This is a genomic window from Streptomyces sp. NPDC007863, from assembly GCF_040633895.1.
GTDB lineage: Bacteria > Actinomycetota > Actinomycetes > Streptomycetales > Streptomycetaceae > Streptomyces.
On record NZ_JBEYEI010000005.1, the window covers coordinates 330,596 to 344,504 of the forward strand.

Here is a 13,909-nt window from a genome sequence, read left to right on the forward strand (position 1 = left end):
TGGGCGTCGCCTAGGGGGTCACGCGGTGCCGGGGTCCGGGCGCGGGGTGCCGTAGCGGACGCGGAGTTCGCCGAGGATGCCGGTGGCGGCGGCCGTCAGGGGGACGGCGAGGAGCATGCCGAGGACGCCGGCGACGGAGGCGCCGGCGGTGATCGCGAGCATGACGGCGGCCGGGTGCATCTGGACGGTGCGGCTCTGCACCATCGGCTGGAGGACGTTGCCCTCGATGACCTGGACGGCGAGGACCACGCCGAGGACCCACAGGGCGATGACGAAGCCGCGGTCGGCGAGGGCGACGAGGACGGCGACCGCGCCGGAGAGGAAGGCGCCGAGGTACGGGATGTAGGCGGTGACGAAGACGAGCGCGGCGAGTCCGACGGCGCCGGGCACGTCGAGGACGAGCAGGCCGATGCCGATGAGGACGGCGTCGACGAGCGCGACGAGGGTGGTGCCGCGCATGAAGCCCTCGACGGCCTCGAAGGCGCGGCGGGCCATCGCCTCGGCGGTGTCGCCGGTGGCGGCGGGGACGAGGGAGCGCAGGGAGCCGGCGGCCCGGTCGGAGTCGCGGAGGAAGAAGAAGATCAGGAGGAGGGCGAGGACGGCGGTGGCGAGCATCTGCCCGACGACGCTGAGCCCGGAGATCACCCCGGAGGCGGCGGTCCCGCCGAACTTCTCCAGGAGGTCCTTGGCGTTCTCGGCGAGGTCCGCGAGCGAGGTCCCGGCGGCCCCGAAGTGCTCGGCGATGTCGAGGGCGGCCTGCCGCAGCGAGGCGAGGATCTGGTCCCCGGTCTCGATCAGCGCGGCGACGACGATGTACGTGGCTCCGCCGACGACGACGAGGACGGCGAGGACGGTGATCGCGGCGGCGAGGGACTTGTTCACCTTCATGCGCAGCAGCCGCCGGTAGAGCGGTCCGAGCAGCGCCGTCCCGAGGATGGCGAGCAGCACCGGGGTCACGGCGGCTTTGAAGACCACGCAGAGCCAGATGAAGACGGCGGCGACCCCGGCGACGAGCAGCGCCACGGCGCACCAGGCGGCGAGCTTGCGGGCGGGCTCGGGGAGAAGGGGCGCTGGGCTGGTCTGCACCCGTCCATAAGATCACACGATCACACGTGAAACGCGGACATGACGGGCCGTCCGGGCGACGACCCGTCATGCGCGTGGCGCTCTTCCTACTCGCCCATGCCGTGGACGGCCGGGATGGTGCCGAGCCGGCCCGCCTGGAAGTCCTCGAAGGCCTGGCGGAGTTCGGCCTGGGTGTTCATCACGAAGGGGCCGTAGTGGGCCATGGGCTCGCGGATGGGCCGGCCGCCGAGGAGGACGACCTCCAGGTCCGGGGTGTGCGAGTCCTGCTTCTCGTCGGCGCGGACGGTCAGCGAGCCTCCCTGCCCGAAGACGGCGGTCTGGCCGAGGTGGATCGGGCGGTGCTCGGCGCCGACGGTGCCGCGGCCGGCCATGACGTACGCGAGGCCGTTGAAGTCCTCGCGCCAGGGCAGGGTGATCTCGGCGCCGGGGCGCAGGGTGGCGTGGATCATCGTGATCGGGGTGTGGGTGATGCCGGGGCCCTGGTGGCCGTCGAGCTCGCCGGCGATGACGCGGAGCAGCGCGCCGCCGTCGGGGGAGGTGAGGAGCTGGACCTGGCCGCCGCGGATGTCCTGGTAGCGGGGGGTCATCATCTTGTCGCTCGCGGGCAGGTTCACCCACAGCTGGAGGCCGTGGAAGAGGCCGCCGGAGACGACCAGGGACTCCGGCGGGGCCTCGATGTGGAGGAGGCCGGAGCCGGCGGTCATCCACTGGGTGTCGCCGTTGGTGATGGTGCCGCCGCCGCCGTTGGAGTCCTGGTGGTCGAAGGTGCCGTCGACGATGTAGGTGACGGTCTCGAAGCCGCGGTGGGGGTGCCAGGGGGTGCCCTTGGGCTCGCCCGGCGCGTACTCCACCTCGCCCATCTGGTCCATCATGATGAACGGGTCGAGGTACTGGTAGTTGATCCCCGCGAAGGCCCTGCGGACCGGGAAGCCCTCGCCCTCGAAGCCCTGCGGGGCCGTGGTGACGGCGAGCACGGGGCGCGGGGCGGCGTCGGCCGGGGCGACGACGCGCGGCAGGGTGAGCGGGTTCTCGACAGTCACGGCGGGCATGGCGGGACCTCCTTCGTACGGCCTGAGGGCACGGTGGGCGGGTGGCCCGACGGCCTTCGCGGCCTGTCCTCGTACCCTCACTTTAGTTGAATGCTGAACTTCCTGCCACCCGGAACGCGGAACGCCCGGGAGGAATTCCTCCCGGGCGTTCCCGCATACGTCATACGTCCAGACTGGGTCAGCCGTACATCCGCCGCATCGCGAAGTCGACCATCTGCTCCACGGCCTTCGCGTCGAAGACCATCCGGTGGTCGCCCTCCATGTCGAGCACGAAGCCGTAGCCGGTCGGGAGGAGGTCGATCACCTCGGCGCCGGTGATCACGAAGTACTTCGACTCCTTGCCCGCGTACCGCCGCAGCTCCTTCAGCGTGGTGAACATCGGGATCACCGGCTGCTGGGTGTTGTGCAGGGCGAGGAAGCCGGGGTTGTCGCCGCGCGGGCAGTAGACCTTCGAGCTCGCGAAGATCTGCTGGAAGTCCTCGGCGGACATGGTGCCGGTGGTGAAGGCGCGTACGGCGTCGGCGAGGGAGGGCGGCGAGGGCTCGGGATAGAGCGGGGCCTGCTGCTGGCCGTACCCGCCGGGAACGCCGCCCTGCATGCCGTTCGGCATCCCGCCCTGCATGCCCCCGGGCATCCCGTACTGCTGCTGCGCACCCGGATTCTGCTCGTAGCCGTACATGGGCCCTGAGCCTACTGCGTCACAGATCGGCCGCTGGGGGTTGCTCTTATTACCGGTGGGTAGCATCATCGTAGAGAAGAGTGCGCTACCCGTGAGTAGGAAGCGGGTGGCCCTCGGTACGAGGAATCCCTCCCCGATCTTTACGGAGCCGTCGCCATGGGGCACTACAAGTCGAATCTCCGCGACATCGAGTTCAACCTCTTCGAGGTGCTCGGCCGCGACAAGGTGTACGGCACCGGTCCGTTCGAGGAGATGGACGTCGACACCGCCAAGAGCATCCTCGACGAGATCCGCCGCCTCGCCGAGAACGAGCTGGCCGAGTCCTTCGCCGACGCCGACCGCAACCCGCCGGTCTTCGACCCGGAGACCAACACCGCCCCGGTCCCGGCCACCTTCAAGGCCTCGTACAACGCCTTCATGGAGTCCGAGTACTGGCGCCTCGGCATCCCCGAGGAGATCGGCGGCACCGTCTCCCCGCGCTCCCTGATCTGGGCCTACGCGGAGCTGCTGCTCGGCTCCAACCCGGCCATCTGGATGTACTCCTCCGGCCCGGCCTTCGCCGGCATCCTCTACAACGAGGGCAACGAGGCGCAGAAGAAGGTCGCCCAGATCGCCGTCGAGCGCCGCTGGGGCTCCACGATGGTCCTCACCGAGCCCGACGCGGGCTCCGACGTCGGCGCCGGCCGCACCAAGGCCGTCCAGCAGGAGGACGGCTCCTGGCACATCGAGGGCGTCAAGCGCTTCATCACCAGCGGTGAGCACGACATGGAGGAGAACATCCTCCACTACGTCCTCGCCCGCCCCGAGGGCGCCGGCCCCGGCACCAAGGGCCTGAGCCTCTTCCTCGTCCCGAAGTACGAGTTCGACTGGGAGACCGGCGAGCTCGGCGCCCGCAACGGCGCCTACGCGACCAACGTCGAGCACAAGATGGGCCTCAAGGCCTCCAACACGTGCGAGATGACCTTCGGCGACAAGCACCCCGCCAAGGGCTGGCTCATCGGCGACAAGCACGACGGCATCCGCCAGATGTTCCTCATCATCGAGTTCGCCCGCATGATGGTCGGCACGAAGGCGATCTCCACCCTCTCCACGGGCTACCTCAACGCCCTGGAGTACGCCAAGGAGCGCGTCCAGGGCACCGACCTGGCCAACTTCATGGACAAGGCCGCGCCCAAGGTCACCATCACGCACCACCCTGACGTCCGCCGCTCGCTGATGACGCAGAAGGCGTACGCCGAGGGCATGCGCTCCCTCGTCCTCTACACGGCCACCGTGCAGGACGAGATCCAGCTCAAGGAGGCCGCGGGCGAGGACGCGAAGGCCCTCATCGGCCTGAACGACCTGCTCCTGCCGATCGTCAAGGGCTACGGCTCCGAGAAGGGCTACGAGCAGCTCGCGCAGTCGCTCCAGACCTTCGGCGGCTCCGGCTTCCTGCAGGAGTACCCGATCGAGCAGTACATCCGGGACGCCAAGATCGACACCCTCTACGAGGGCACCACCGCCATCCAGGGCCAGGACTTCTTCTTCCGGAAGATCGTCCGCGACCAGGGCGCCGCGCTGAACGCCCTCTCCGAGGAGATCAAGAAGTTCCTCGCGGTCGGCACCGGCGGCGACGAGCTGGCCGGCGCCCGCGACGCGCTCGCCAAGGCGGCCGTCGACCTGGAGGCGATCGTCGGCAGGATGATCACCGACCTCACCGCCACCGGCGAGGACGTCAAGAACATCTACAAGGTCGGCCTCAACACCACCCGCCTGCTCATGGTCTCCGGCGACGTCGTCGTCGGCTACCTGCTCCTCAAGGGCGCGGCCGTCGCCGCCGAGAAGCTCGCCGCCGGCGCCACGGGCAAGGACGTCACCTTCTACCAGGGCAAGATCGCCGCCGCGAAGTTCTTCGCCGCGAACGTCCTGCCGGGCGTCTCCACCGAGCGCCTCCTCGCCGACGGCGTCGACGGCGGCCTCATGGACCTGGACGAGGCCGCGTTCTAAGAACAACGCCCCGTCCTACTCGGAACGGCCCGTCCCCGGGGAGGGGGGCGGGCCGTTCCCCCCTTTTTTGGGGCTCGGTTCGCCTCCGGGGCGCTGCAGCCGGGCTCACGACGCCGGCCGTGCTCGGCCCGATCGTTCCTCACGGGCCTGCGCGCGGCCGGCGTCGTTCCCCCGGCGCGCCCCTTCGGCTCACTCGCCGGGTTCCGGGAGGTGGAGGTACGGGCTCCGCGGGCTCAAGGTGCCGGTGGGCCGGGCTTCGTGGGCTCACCACCGGGCCCCGGGCGTGGAGAGGGGTCCCCGTAAGGTGGGCGCATGAGCAGCGCAGCTTCCCGACCGGCGTCCGCACCCTTCGGGCCCGGACACACCGATGACCTGATGTCCTTCCTCGCGGCCTCGCCGTCGCCGTACCACGCGGTGGCCAACGCCGCGGACCGGCTGGAGAAGGCGGGCTTCCGCCGGGTCGAGGAGACCGCGGCGTGGGACGGGACGAGCGGCGGGAAGTTCGTCACGCGCGGCGGCGCGATCATCGCCTGGTACGTGCCCGAGGGCGCCGCCCCGCACACCCCGTACCGGATCGTCGGCGCGCACACCGACTCCCCCAACCTGCGCGTCAAGCCCCAGCCCGACATGGGCGCCCAGGGCTGGCGGCAGGTCGCCGTGGAGGTCTACGGCGGCACCCTCCTCAACACCTGGCTCGACCGCGACCTCGGCCTCGCCGGCCGCCTCACCCTCCGCGACGGCAGCCACCGCCTCGTCAACGTCGACCGGCCGCTGCTGCGCGTCCCGCAGCTCGCCATCCACCTCGACCGCTCCGCCAACGACGGCCTGAAGCTCGACCGGCAGCGCCACATGCAGCCCGTGTGGGGCACCGGCGAGGTCCGCGAGGGCGACCTCGTCGCGTTCGTCGCGGGCGAGGCCGGCGTGGACGCCGAGGACGTGGCCGGCTGGGACCTCATGGTCCACGCCGTCGACGCCCCCGCCTACCTCGGCCGGGACCGCGAACTCGTCGCCGGGCCGCGCATGGACAACCTGCTGTCCGTGCACGCCGCCGTCGCCGCGCTCGTCGAGGTCGCCGGGCGCGAGGACCTCCCGTACGTCCCGGTCCTCGCCGCCTTCGACCACGAGGAGAACGGCTCCGAGGCCGACACCGGCGCCCAGGGCCCCCTCCTCGGCACCGTCCTGGAGCGCTCCGTCTACGCCCGCGGCGGCGGCTACGAGGACCGGGCCCGCGCCTTCGCCGGCACGGTCTGCCTCTCCTCCGACACCGGCCACGCCGTCCACCCCAACTACGCGGAGCGGCACGACCCGACGCACCACCCGCGCGTCAACGGCGGCCCGATCCTCAAGGTCAACGTCAACCAGCGGTACGCCACCGACGGCACCGGCCGCGCCCTCTTCGCCGCCGCGTGCGAGAAGGCGGGCGTGCCGTGGCAGTCGTTCGTGTCCAACAACGACATGCCCTGCGGGACCACGATCGGCCCCATCACGGCCGCCCGCCACGGCATCACCACCGTCGACATCGGCGTGGCGATCCTCTCCATGCACAGCGCCCGCGAGCTCTGCGGCGCCGAGGACCCCTACCTCCTCGCCAACGCCCTGGTCGCCTTCCTGGAGGGCTGACCCCTCAGGCGTCCATGCCCGCGAGGATCAGCGGGAGGCGGCTCGCGCCGTCTCCCGTGATCCGCACCGGGACGCCCCAGTCCTGCTGGTGGACGTGGCAGGCCGGGTACTCGTTGGCCGGGTCGTCGTCGCAGGACGCGGCCATCGCCGAGACGTGCAGGACGCCCTCGGCGAGGTCCGGGTTCAGCACCAGGTCGCGGAAGAGGTCCGTGCCCGTGCCCTCGCCGGAGAGCAGCAGCTCCGGCGGGGTCGAGGAGACCAGCAGGCGGGTCGAGGGGCCGTACCGCTCGTCCAGCTTCTGGCCCGTCGGCGCCTGGAAGACGACGTCGAGCCGGAAGGCGCCGGGCGCCACGTCGGTGGCCTCGCGCTTCGTGCGGTGGGCGACCGCCTCCACCCGCACGGCCTCCTCCGGGAGCCGCAGCCGGGTGAGCCGGTGGCGCGCCGACTCGACGACGACGATGTCGTCGCCGACGAGGACCGCGTCGCTGGGCTCGCGCAGATCGGTCGCGAGCGTGGTGACCTCGCCGGTGGCGGGGTCGTAGCGGCGCAGGGCGTGGTTGTACGTGTCGGAGACCGCGACCGAGCCGTCGGGCAGGGCGGTCACGCCGAGCGGGTGCTGGAGCAGCGCCTGGCCGGCGGCGCCGTCCCGGTGCCCGAAGTCGAAGAGGCCGGTGCCGACGGCGGTGTGCACGGTGCCGTCGGTGTCGACGTACCGCAGGGCGCTGGTCTCCGAGTCGGCGATCCAGAGGCGGTCCTCGGTGGCGGCGAGCCCGGACGGCTGCGCGAACCAGGCCTCGGCGCCGGGGCCGTCGACGAGGCCCTCGTTCGTCGTCCCGGCCGCGACCTCGACGGTCCTCGTCCCGGGGTCGTACGTCCAGATCTGGTGCACGCCGGCCATGGCGATCCACACCTTGCCCTGCCACCAGGCGACGTCCCACGGCGAGGACAGGTCCACGTCGAGCGCGGGCCCGGAGGTCGGCGACCCCTGCCACCACTGCCGGCCGGTGCCGGCGATCCGCTCCACCTCGCCCGTCGCCGGGTCGAAGCGCTGCAGCGCGTGGTGCACGGTGTCCGCGACGACGACCGTCCCGTCCGGCAGCAGCGCCAGACCCTGCGGCTCGCGGAAGACGCCCTCGCCGCCGATCCGGCGCACGACGGTCTCCCCGTCGGCGGCCAGCTCGACCAGCTGGTGCCGGGTGGTGTCGGAGACGAGGAAGTTCCCCTCCGGGAGGACGACGGCCTTGCCCGGGAAGCGCAGATCGGTCGCGACGGGCTCCGGCGGCACGTACGGCCCGTCGCCGCGCCGCAGCGTCCCCTTCGCCTCGTGCTCCGCCTCCAGCTCCTCGACCAGCGTCCGGAGCGCGTTGGCGTGCCCCTCACCCGCGTGCTGGGCGACGACGTACCCCTCGGGGTCGATCACGACGAGCGTCGGCCACGCGCGCACGGCGTACTGCTTCCAGGTCGCCAGCTCCGGGTCGTCGAGCACCGGGTGGTGCACCTCGTACCGCTCCACGGCGTCGACGACCGCCTGGTGCTCGGCCTCGTGCACGAACTTCGGCGAGTGCACGCCCACGATGACGAGCGTGTCCCGGTGCTTCTCCTCCAGCTCCCGCAGCTCGTCGAGGACGTGCAGGCAGTTGATGCAGCAGAAGGTCCAGAAGTCCAGCACGACGATCTTGCCGCGCAGGCCGGCGAGGGTCAGCTCGTCGCCGCCGGTGTTGAGCCAGCCGCCCTTGCCGATCAGCTCGGGGGCACGGACACGGGCGCGGGAACGGGGGGCGGGCGCGGGGGTGGGCGCCGGGGCAGCATCGTTCATCCTTCAAGCTTGCCATCCGCCCGTGAACGGGCCGTGAAGGGCCTGCCACGGGCGTACGGGTGGATCGGTGGGGCCGGGTGGGGGCATGCCCGCGTGTCCCGGCGCGCGTGCGGGGTGGGGTGGGGGGTGGCATGGGCCCATGACGTGTGCGGGCGGATCATCGGACTACTCCCGCTTCCGGGTGAGGCGGGAGCGGGTGGCACGGGACGGGCGGGCGGTTCGGCTCGGGCGGGCGGTCCGGCTCGGGGCCGGGGCCCTCGCCGGGGTGCTCGTGCTGCCGTGCCTCGTGCTCGCCGGCGTCGGCCCCGCCCGGGCCGGCGGGGCCGGGGACAAGGCGCTGCGCGTGACCGTCGCCGTCAACGAACGCGACGACGGCGGGCAGCGGCCGACCGCCGTACGGGCGGGCGCCACCGTGGTGAAGCGGTACCGGCTCGTCAACCGGGGCGGGGCCGACCTGTACGAGGTGCGGGTGCGCGACCCCGGACTCCCCGCGGGCGTCGCCGTGCGCTGCCCGCGCCGCACCCTCGTCGGGCTCACCTCCATGGAGTGCGCCGCCCGTTTCCGCGCCCTTCCCGGGACCCGCACCGGCACCGTCCGCGCCGAGGGCCGGATCCCCTCGCTCGGGCTCGCCGTCGCCGCGACCGCCCGCAGCGGGTACAGCGGCGTCCTCGGATCCCTCGACCTCGACGAGCGGGTGCGCGTCGCCGCGCCCGCGACGAAGGGCGCGGCCACCGTCACGTACACCGTCGCCAACCGCGGCAACCGGCCCCTGTACGACGTGCGCGTCACCGATCCCGGGCTCGGGCTCGCCCGGAGCGGCGTCGACTGCGGCGCGGGCCCGCTCCGGCTCGCCCCCGGCGCCTCCGTCCGCTGCACGGCGACCTTACGGCGCCCGCCGGGCGTCCACCGCAGTACCGGGCTCGCCACCGGGACCGACCGGGTCACCACCTACGCCCCCGACGGGCGCCGGCGCGCCGCGCCCCTGCTCACCGCCCGCTCCGGCGCCTCGTTCACCGTGCCGGAGCCGGAGCCGGAGCCGGCGCCCGAGCCCGCAGCCGTACCCGTACGGGAGGCGCCTGCGGAGGGGCGCGGGGGGCCGGCTGCCGCCGGTGCGCCGGGAGCTCCCGGCGCGCCCGGCGCGCGCGGTGCGGCAGGTGCGGCCGCCGCGCCCGGTGGTGTGGCCGCCGCGCCCGTGCCTCCGCTGACGGGCGTCCTGCCCCTCGGCCCGCCCGGGGCGGAGGCCGCCGGCCCCGGGGCCGCGGTGGCCGGGGAAGGGGCCGGTGCCGATGCCGATGCCGGAGCCGATGCCGGTGAGGGGCTGGTGGAGCCCGCACCGCCGGTGCCGCCCGCACCCGCCGCGCCCGACGCTGCTGCCGCGTCCGATGCCGTCGGCTCCGCTCTCACCGGCGGAACAGGAGGTACGGGCGGTACCGGCGGTACCGGCGAGGCCTCGGCCGGTGGGCGGACCCCGCCCGATGCCGCCCGGAAGGCCGCGACGCTCGACGGCGAGGGGTTTCTCGGGCGGTTGCGGCGGCGAAAGCGGGAGGCGGACGAGATGGGGGTGGTCGCGATGCTGCTGCTGATCCTGGTGCCGGCGGCGCTCGCCGCCGCGCTCCTCGGGAACCGGAGGACCTGACCCGTGGTCGTGCTCGAAACGCTCGTCGTCGTGCTCGGGGTGGCCCTGCTCGGCGCGCTCGCCGTCGTCGTCAAGACGCGGCTCTTCCCCTTCCCCGAGAGCGAGGAACCGCGCGAGGACGTCGCCGAGTACATCGCCATGATGGTCTCGGTGCTCTACGCCATCGTGCTCGGCCTCTGTCTGGTCTCCGTCTGGGACACCCGCAGCTCCGCCTCCGATCACGTCCAGGCCGAGGCGAGCGCCCTGCACCAGACGTATCTGCTCGCCGACGCCCTCCCCGGCGACCGGCGCGAGCCGCTGCGGGCGGCGGCGCGGACGTACGCCGACCACGTCGTGGACGTCGAGTGGCCGATGATGACCGCCCGGCAGCCGCTCGACCCCTCCGGCTGGCGGCTGCTCGAACAGCTCCGGCGGGCCGGCGAGGTCGGCGACACCGCCACCGTCTCGCAGCAGATCGCCGCGCAGGAGGTCCTCGCCCAGCTCGGCAACGTGGACGACGCCCGGCGCAGCCGGGAGGCGGCCGCGCAGGAGCGGCTGTCACCGGTGCTGTGGTCCGGGCTGATCATCGGCGGTGTCCTGACCCTCGCCTTCATGTTCATCTTCGGCATCCGTCACACCCGCACCCATGTGGTGATGGTGATGGGCCTCGCCGGTTTCATCGCCTTCACGGCGCTGCTGGTCCATCAGCTCGACGAGCCCTTCGGCACGATGCTCGGTACGAGCCCGGAGGCCTTCGTCCGCTACTTCGGGTGATCCCGCTGTTTCACGTGAAACAGCGAGAGGGGGACATTCCGCATGAAATACCTCGTACGGGACAAGATCTTCGCGATCGGCGACGACTACTGGATCGAGGACGAGGACGGCCGGCCCGCCTTCCTCGTCGACGGCAAGGCGCTGCGGCTGCGCGACACCCTGGAGCTGAAGGACCGTGACGGGCGGGTGCTCGTCACGCTGCGGCAGAAGCTCCTCAGTCTGCGCGACGCGATGACGATCGAGCGGGACGAGCAGCCGCTGGCGACCATCCGCCGCAAGCGGCTCTCGCTGCTGCGCAACCACTACCGCGTGACGCTCGTCGACGGCACCGAACTGGACGTCAGCGGCCGCGTCCTGGACCGGGAGTTCGCCGTCGAGTACGAAGGCGAACTGCTCGCCCACATCTCCCGCCGCTGGTTCCGCGTCCGGGACACCTACGCGGTGGACGTCGTCCGCGAGGACGCCGACGCGTCCCTGCTCATCGCGGTGGCGGTGTGCGTGATCCGGATGGCCGAGCGGGGCGGGGAGTAGCGGGAGGGGAACCGAGACGGGTGGGTCCTGTAAGGCTCTGGCCAACGCGGCTTGTTTCCGGCGCTCGGACCGGGAAACATACGGGTGCATCTGCAAAGTGATGTCGTCGTACCGCCATGGGGGCTCCGCGAGATGGGTTTTGACGAGGAAACTGCCGGCCTTCGGTCCACCGGGGCCGCCGCTCCGGAGCCGGCCCACGAGCCGGCGGCCATGCGCCTGAACCAGCTGGACGACGGCACCGGCGGCCGGGGGATCGTCGGTGGCGGCGCCCCGGACCTGCGGACCGCGCCGGAGAAGAAGAGGGCGGCGGCGAACACCATCGAGACCGAGCTGGAGCCCGACACGGGCAAGGCCGCCAAGTGGGCCGACGAGGCCACCACCACGGCCATCTCCACCTTCGGCGGCTGGTCCGTCGCCGCCGGCCTGAAGACGGTCGACACCACCTGGAACAACCAGGTCAAGGCGCTGCTCGCGCGGCTCGCGCACGAGAAGGGCGCGCTGCGCGGCACCGTCACCACCCTCACCGGCCAGGACGTGGGCGTCCGCACGCAGATCGCGAGCGTGCCGCCGGTCTCCTCGATCTCCGGCTACTGAGGAGGGTGCCGTCGTGCTGACCTATTCCGAGATCATGACCACCGACCTGGGCAAGCTCTCCTCCGCCGCCGACAAGTGGGACGAGATGGCGAAGGAGCTGCACCGGGTCGAGGGGCGCTACCGCGACAGCGTGCAGACGCTGCCCGACTCGCCGTTCTGGATCGGCGTGAGCGCCAACGCCGCGCGGACCAACTTCTCCGCGACCCGGTACGAGTACCAGGCCGCGCAGACCCAGGCGAAGGCCACCGCGACGCTGCTCCGCAACGGGCACCAGCAGTTCGTCGAGCTGAAGAAGCAGCTGGAGTCGGCCCGCGCCGACGCGGTGAAGGCCGGCATGAAGGTCTCCGAGGAGGGCCGGGTCGCCTACGACTACGGGCGGCTCAGCCCCAGTGAGAAGCAGGCCGTCACCCACGACCCGGACTACGCCAAGAGCATCCGGGAGGCGGAGACCGCCTGGGCCGAGCAGCTCGACAGCTGCGTGAAGGCCTTCGACCTCGCCGACCAGGACCTGAAGAAGGACCTGGAGGCCGTGGTGAAGGACAGCGGCGGCGGCAAGAACGACGAGACGCCCGGGACCGGCTTCAACGGCGGCGCGGACAAGGTCGCCGCGGCCGACGACAAGGCCAAGAACGACCGGATGAACCTCGCCTGGCTGGAGATGAAGGACAACGAGACGCTCGACGACTACATCAAGCGGCTCCAGAAGGAAGGCCTCACCCGGCTCACCGGCAACCCGCAACTCGCCGAGCTGGTGACCAAGTTCACCAACGGCGCGATCACGGCGGGCGCGTTCACCGGCGCGCTGACGGCCGTCGGCATGTACTCGTACAAGCTGTCCAAGGCGCTCCGGCCGCCGTTCGTGCACCCGACCGCGCCCGGCACGTTCCTCTCCAAGCACTTCAACATGCGGCTCGCGGGCGCCGCGCCCGGCAGCATGCTCAGCAAGATCCCGCCGGGCCTCGCCACCGCCCTCACCGGCTCCGACGAGGCCGCCATGTGGGGCGGGTTCATGCGCAACGGCTCGTTCTTCATGCCGACGGCCGCCGAGGCCAACCTGATCAAGGTCGCCCAGAACGGCGGCCTCGCCAACGCGGCGAAGGCGGCCGGCTGGCTGCGCGGCGCCGGTGTCGTCGGCGGCGTCGCGGCCACCGCCTACGGCGTGGCCAACCTCGCCACGTACAACACCGACATGATCAAGGCGGACCCGGCGAAGTTCGCCTCCGACCTGACCGGCACGGCCTTCAGCGCGTCCATGACGGCACTGACCGTCGCCCCGACGCCGGTCACCCTCGGCCTCGCCATCGGTACGGGCGTGGCCTACGGCGCGGCCCTCATCTGGGACAACCACGAGGCCATCGGCAAGGGCCTGGAGGACGCCGGCGAGTGGGTCGGCGACAAGGCGTCCGACATCGGCGAGGGGATCAAGGACGGCGCGAAGAAGCTGGGCAGCGCGCTGAACCCGTTCGACTGATCAGCGGCCGGGACACGACCGAGAGGGACACAGGGAACATGCACACCGACGTCACGCCCTTCGAGCTGCAGCGTTGGAAGGAGGGCGGCCGGCACGACTACCGGGCCGGGTTCAAGGGCGTCTCGCCGGAGTTCGGCGAGATCGTCCTCACCGCCCCGCTGCCCCGGAGCAACGCGGAGGCGGCCGTCGTCTCCGAGCTGCGCGGCGGCCTGCTCCCCACGGCCTCCTTCGAGGCGCGCGGCATCCACACCGACGTCGTGAAGCTGCCCACCCTCAACCGGTCCACCCTCCGCGTCGGCGACCGGATCGTCCCGATGTCCCGCAACCGCGCGGGCTTCACCCTCGACCAGCGCGCCCTGCACCTGCGGTTCGCGGGCGACGACTACCGGCTCTCCGCCCTGGACAAGCGCGGCTACGTCCTCACCCGCCTGCCGGACGACGAGGACCCCGGCGTCACCGTCACCGTCCACGAGTCCGGACGCGGGAAGAAGGAGCGGCTCCAGGTCCGGGTCGCCGGCCGCGCGGAGGGCGGCGACCTGTCCCTGGCGCTGATCTTCGCGGGGGTGGACCGGTCGGCGCTGACCCGGCTGGGCGCCGTGAAGGCGGGGGTCTCGCGGGTGACGCACCTGTTCGCCGAGTCGCAGTACTGACCCATCCCCTCTTCCGCACCCCCTTCTCTTCTTCCGAG

12 protein-coding genes are annotated in these 13,909 nt (G+C 72.3%); 8 read left to right on the plus strand and 4 right to left on the minus strand.

The window, feature by feature from the left end:
* Positions 1–18 precede the first annotated feature (18 nt).
* From ABZ621_RS10720 to ABZ621_RS10730, 3 genes are all read right to left on the minus strand, one after another.
* A complete protein-coding gene (locus ABZ621_RS10720) occupies positions 19–1,086 on the minus strand; it encodes an AI-2E family transporter (protein ID WP_360602838.1) in 1,068 nt (355 codons plus the stop codon).
* 86 nt (positions 1,087–1,172) lie between these two features.
* Positions 1,173–2,135, minus strand: a complete 963-nt coding sequence (locus tag ABZ621_RS10725; protein WP_360602840.1) for a pirin family protein — start codon at positions 2,133–2,135, stop codon at positions 1,173–1,175.
* A gap of 178 nt (positions 2,136–2,313) precedes the next feature.
* Complete coding sequence (locus ABZ621_RS10730) at positions 2,314–2,814, minus strand: SseB family protein (protein WP_360602842.1); 501 nt, start codon at positions 2,812–2,814, stop codon at positions 2,314–2,316.
* A 156-nt stretch (positions 2,815–2,970) separates the two neighbouring features.
* On the opposite strand from ABZ621_RS10730, the gene ABZ621_RS10735 reads away from it, so the two are divergent.
* The gene (locus ABZ621_RS10735; RefSeq protein WP_360602844.1) at positions 2,971–4,800 is read left to right on the plus strand and encodes an acyl-CoA dehydrogenase; all 1,830 of its coding nucleotides are present in this window, start codon (positions 2,971–2,973) and stop codon (positions 4,798–4,800) included.
* Between the two features lie 312 nt (positions 4,801–5,112).
* Complete coding sequence (locus tag ABZ621_RS10740) at positions 5,113–6,420, plus strand: M18 family aminopeptidase (RefSeq protein ID WP_360602846.1); 1,308 nt, start codon at positions 5,113–5,115, stop codon at positions 6,418–6,420.
* 4 nt (positions 6,421–6,424) lie between these two features.
* On the opposite strand, the gene ABZ621_RS10745 is transcribed toward ABZ621_RS10740, so the two are convergent.
* Positions 6,425–8,236: an NHL domain-containing thioredoxin family protein gene (locus ABZ621_RS10745; protein WP_360602848.1), complete on the minus strand. Its 1,812-nt coding sequence runs from the start codon at positions 8,234–8,236 to the stop codon at positions 6,425–6,427.
* A 196-nt stretch (positions 8,237–8,432) separates the two neighbouring features.
* On the opposite strand from ABZ621_RS10745, the gene ABZ621_RS10750 reads away from it, so the two are divergent.
* The 6 genes from ABZ621_RS10750 (at position 8,433) to ABZ621_RS10775 (ending at position 13,871) form a co-directional block, all read left to right on the plus strand.
* Complete coding sequence (locus ABZ621_RS10750; RefSeq protein ID WP_360602850.1) at positions 8,433–9,872, plus strand: hypothetical protein; 1,440 nt, start codon at positions 8,433–8,435, stop codon at positions 9,870–9,872.
* Between the two features lie 3 nt (positions 9,873–9,875).
* Positions 9,876–10,625 (plus strand): hypothetical protein, encoded by a 750-nt coding sequence (locus ABZ621_RS10755; protein WP_360602852.1) that lies wholly within the window; start codon positions 9,876–9,878, stop codon positions 10,623–10,625.
* 42 nt (positions 10,626–10,667) lie between these two features.
* The gene (locus ABZ621_RS10760) at positions 10,668–11,156 is read left to right on the plus strand and encodes an LURP-one-related family protein (RefSeq protein ID WP_360602854.1); all 489 of its coding nucleotides are present in this window, start codon (positions 10,668–10,670) and stop codon (positions 11,154–11,156) included.
* Between the two features lie 210 nt (positions 11,157–11,366).
* Positions 11,367–11,750 (plus strand): hypothetical protein, encoded by a 384-nt coding sequence (locus ABZ621_RS10765; protein ID WP_360602856.1) that lies wholly within the window; start codon positions 11,367–11,369, stop codon positions 11,748–11,750.
* Positions 11,751–11,763: 13 nt separating this feature from the next.
* Positions 11,764–13,221 (plus strand): hypothetical protein, encoded by a 1,458-nt coding sequence (locus ABZ621_RS10770; protein ID WP_360602858.1) that lies wholly within the window; start codon positions 11,764–11,766, stop codon positions 13,219–13,221.
* A gap of 38 nt (positions 13,222–13,259) precedes the next feature.
* Positions 13,260–13,871 (plus strand): hypothetical protein, encoded by a 612-nt coding sequence (locus tag ABZ621_RS10775; RefSeq protein ID WP_360602860.1) that lies wholly within the window; start codon positions 13,260–13,262, stop codon positions 13,869–13,871.
* Positions 13,872–13,909: the final 38 nt, after the last annotated feature.

Excerpts from the sequence above, each read along its gene's own strand:
- ABZ621_RS10725 (WP_360602840.1), bottom strand. The coding sequence starts at position 2,135 with ATGCCCGCCGTGACTGTCGAGAACCCGCTCACCCTGCCGCGCGTCGTC.
- ABZ621_RS10730 (WP_360602842.1), bottom strand. The coding sequence starts at position 2,814 with ATGTACGGCTACGAGCAGAATCCGGGTGCGCAGCAGCAGTACGGGATG.
- ABZ621_RS10735 (WP_360602844.1), top strand. The coding sequence starts at position 2,971 with ATGGGGCACTACAAGTCGAATCTCCGCGACATCGAGTTCAACCTCTTC.
- ABZ621_RS10740 (WP_360602846.1), top strand. The coding sequence starts at position 5,113 with ATGAGCAGCGCAGCTTCCCGACCGGCGTCCGCACCCTTCGGGCCCGGA.
- ABZ621_RS10745 (WP_360602848.1), bottom strand. The coding sequence starts at position 8,236 with ATGAACGATGCTGCCCCGGCGCCCACCCCCGCGCCCGCCCCCCGTTCC.
- ABZ621_RS10760 (WP_360602854.1), top strand. The coding sequence starts at position 10,668 with ATGAAATACCTCGTACGGGACAAGATCTTCGCGATCGGCGACGACTAC.
- ABZ621_RS10765 (WP_360602856.1), top strand. The coding sequence starts at position 11,367 with ATGCGCCTGAACCAGCTGGACGACGGCACCGGCGGCCGGGGGATCGTC.
- ABZ621_RS10775 (WP_360602860.1), top strand. The coding sequence starts at position 13,260 with ATGCACACCGACGTCACGCCCTTCGAGCTGCAGCGTTGGAAGGAGGGC.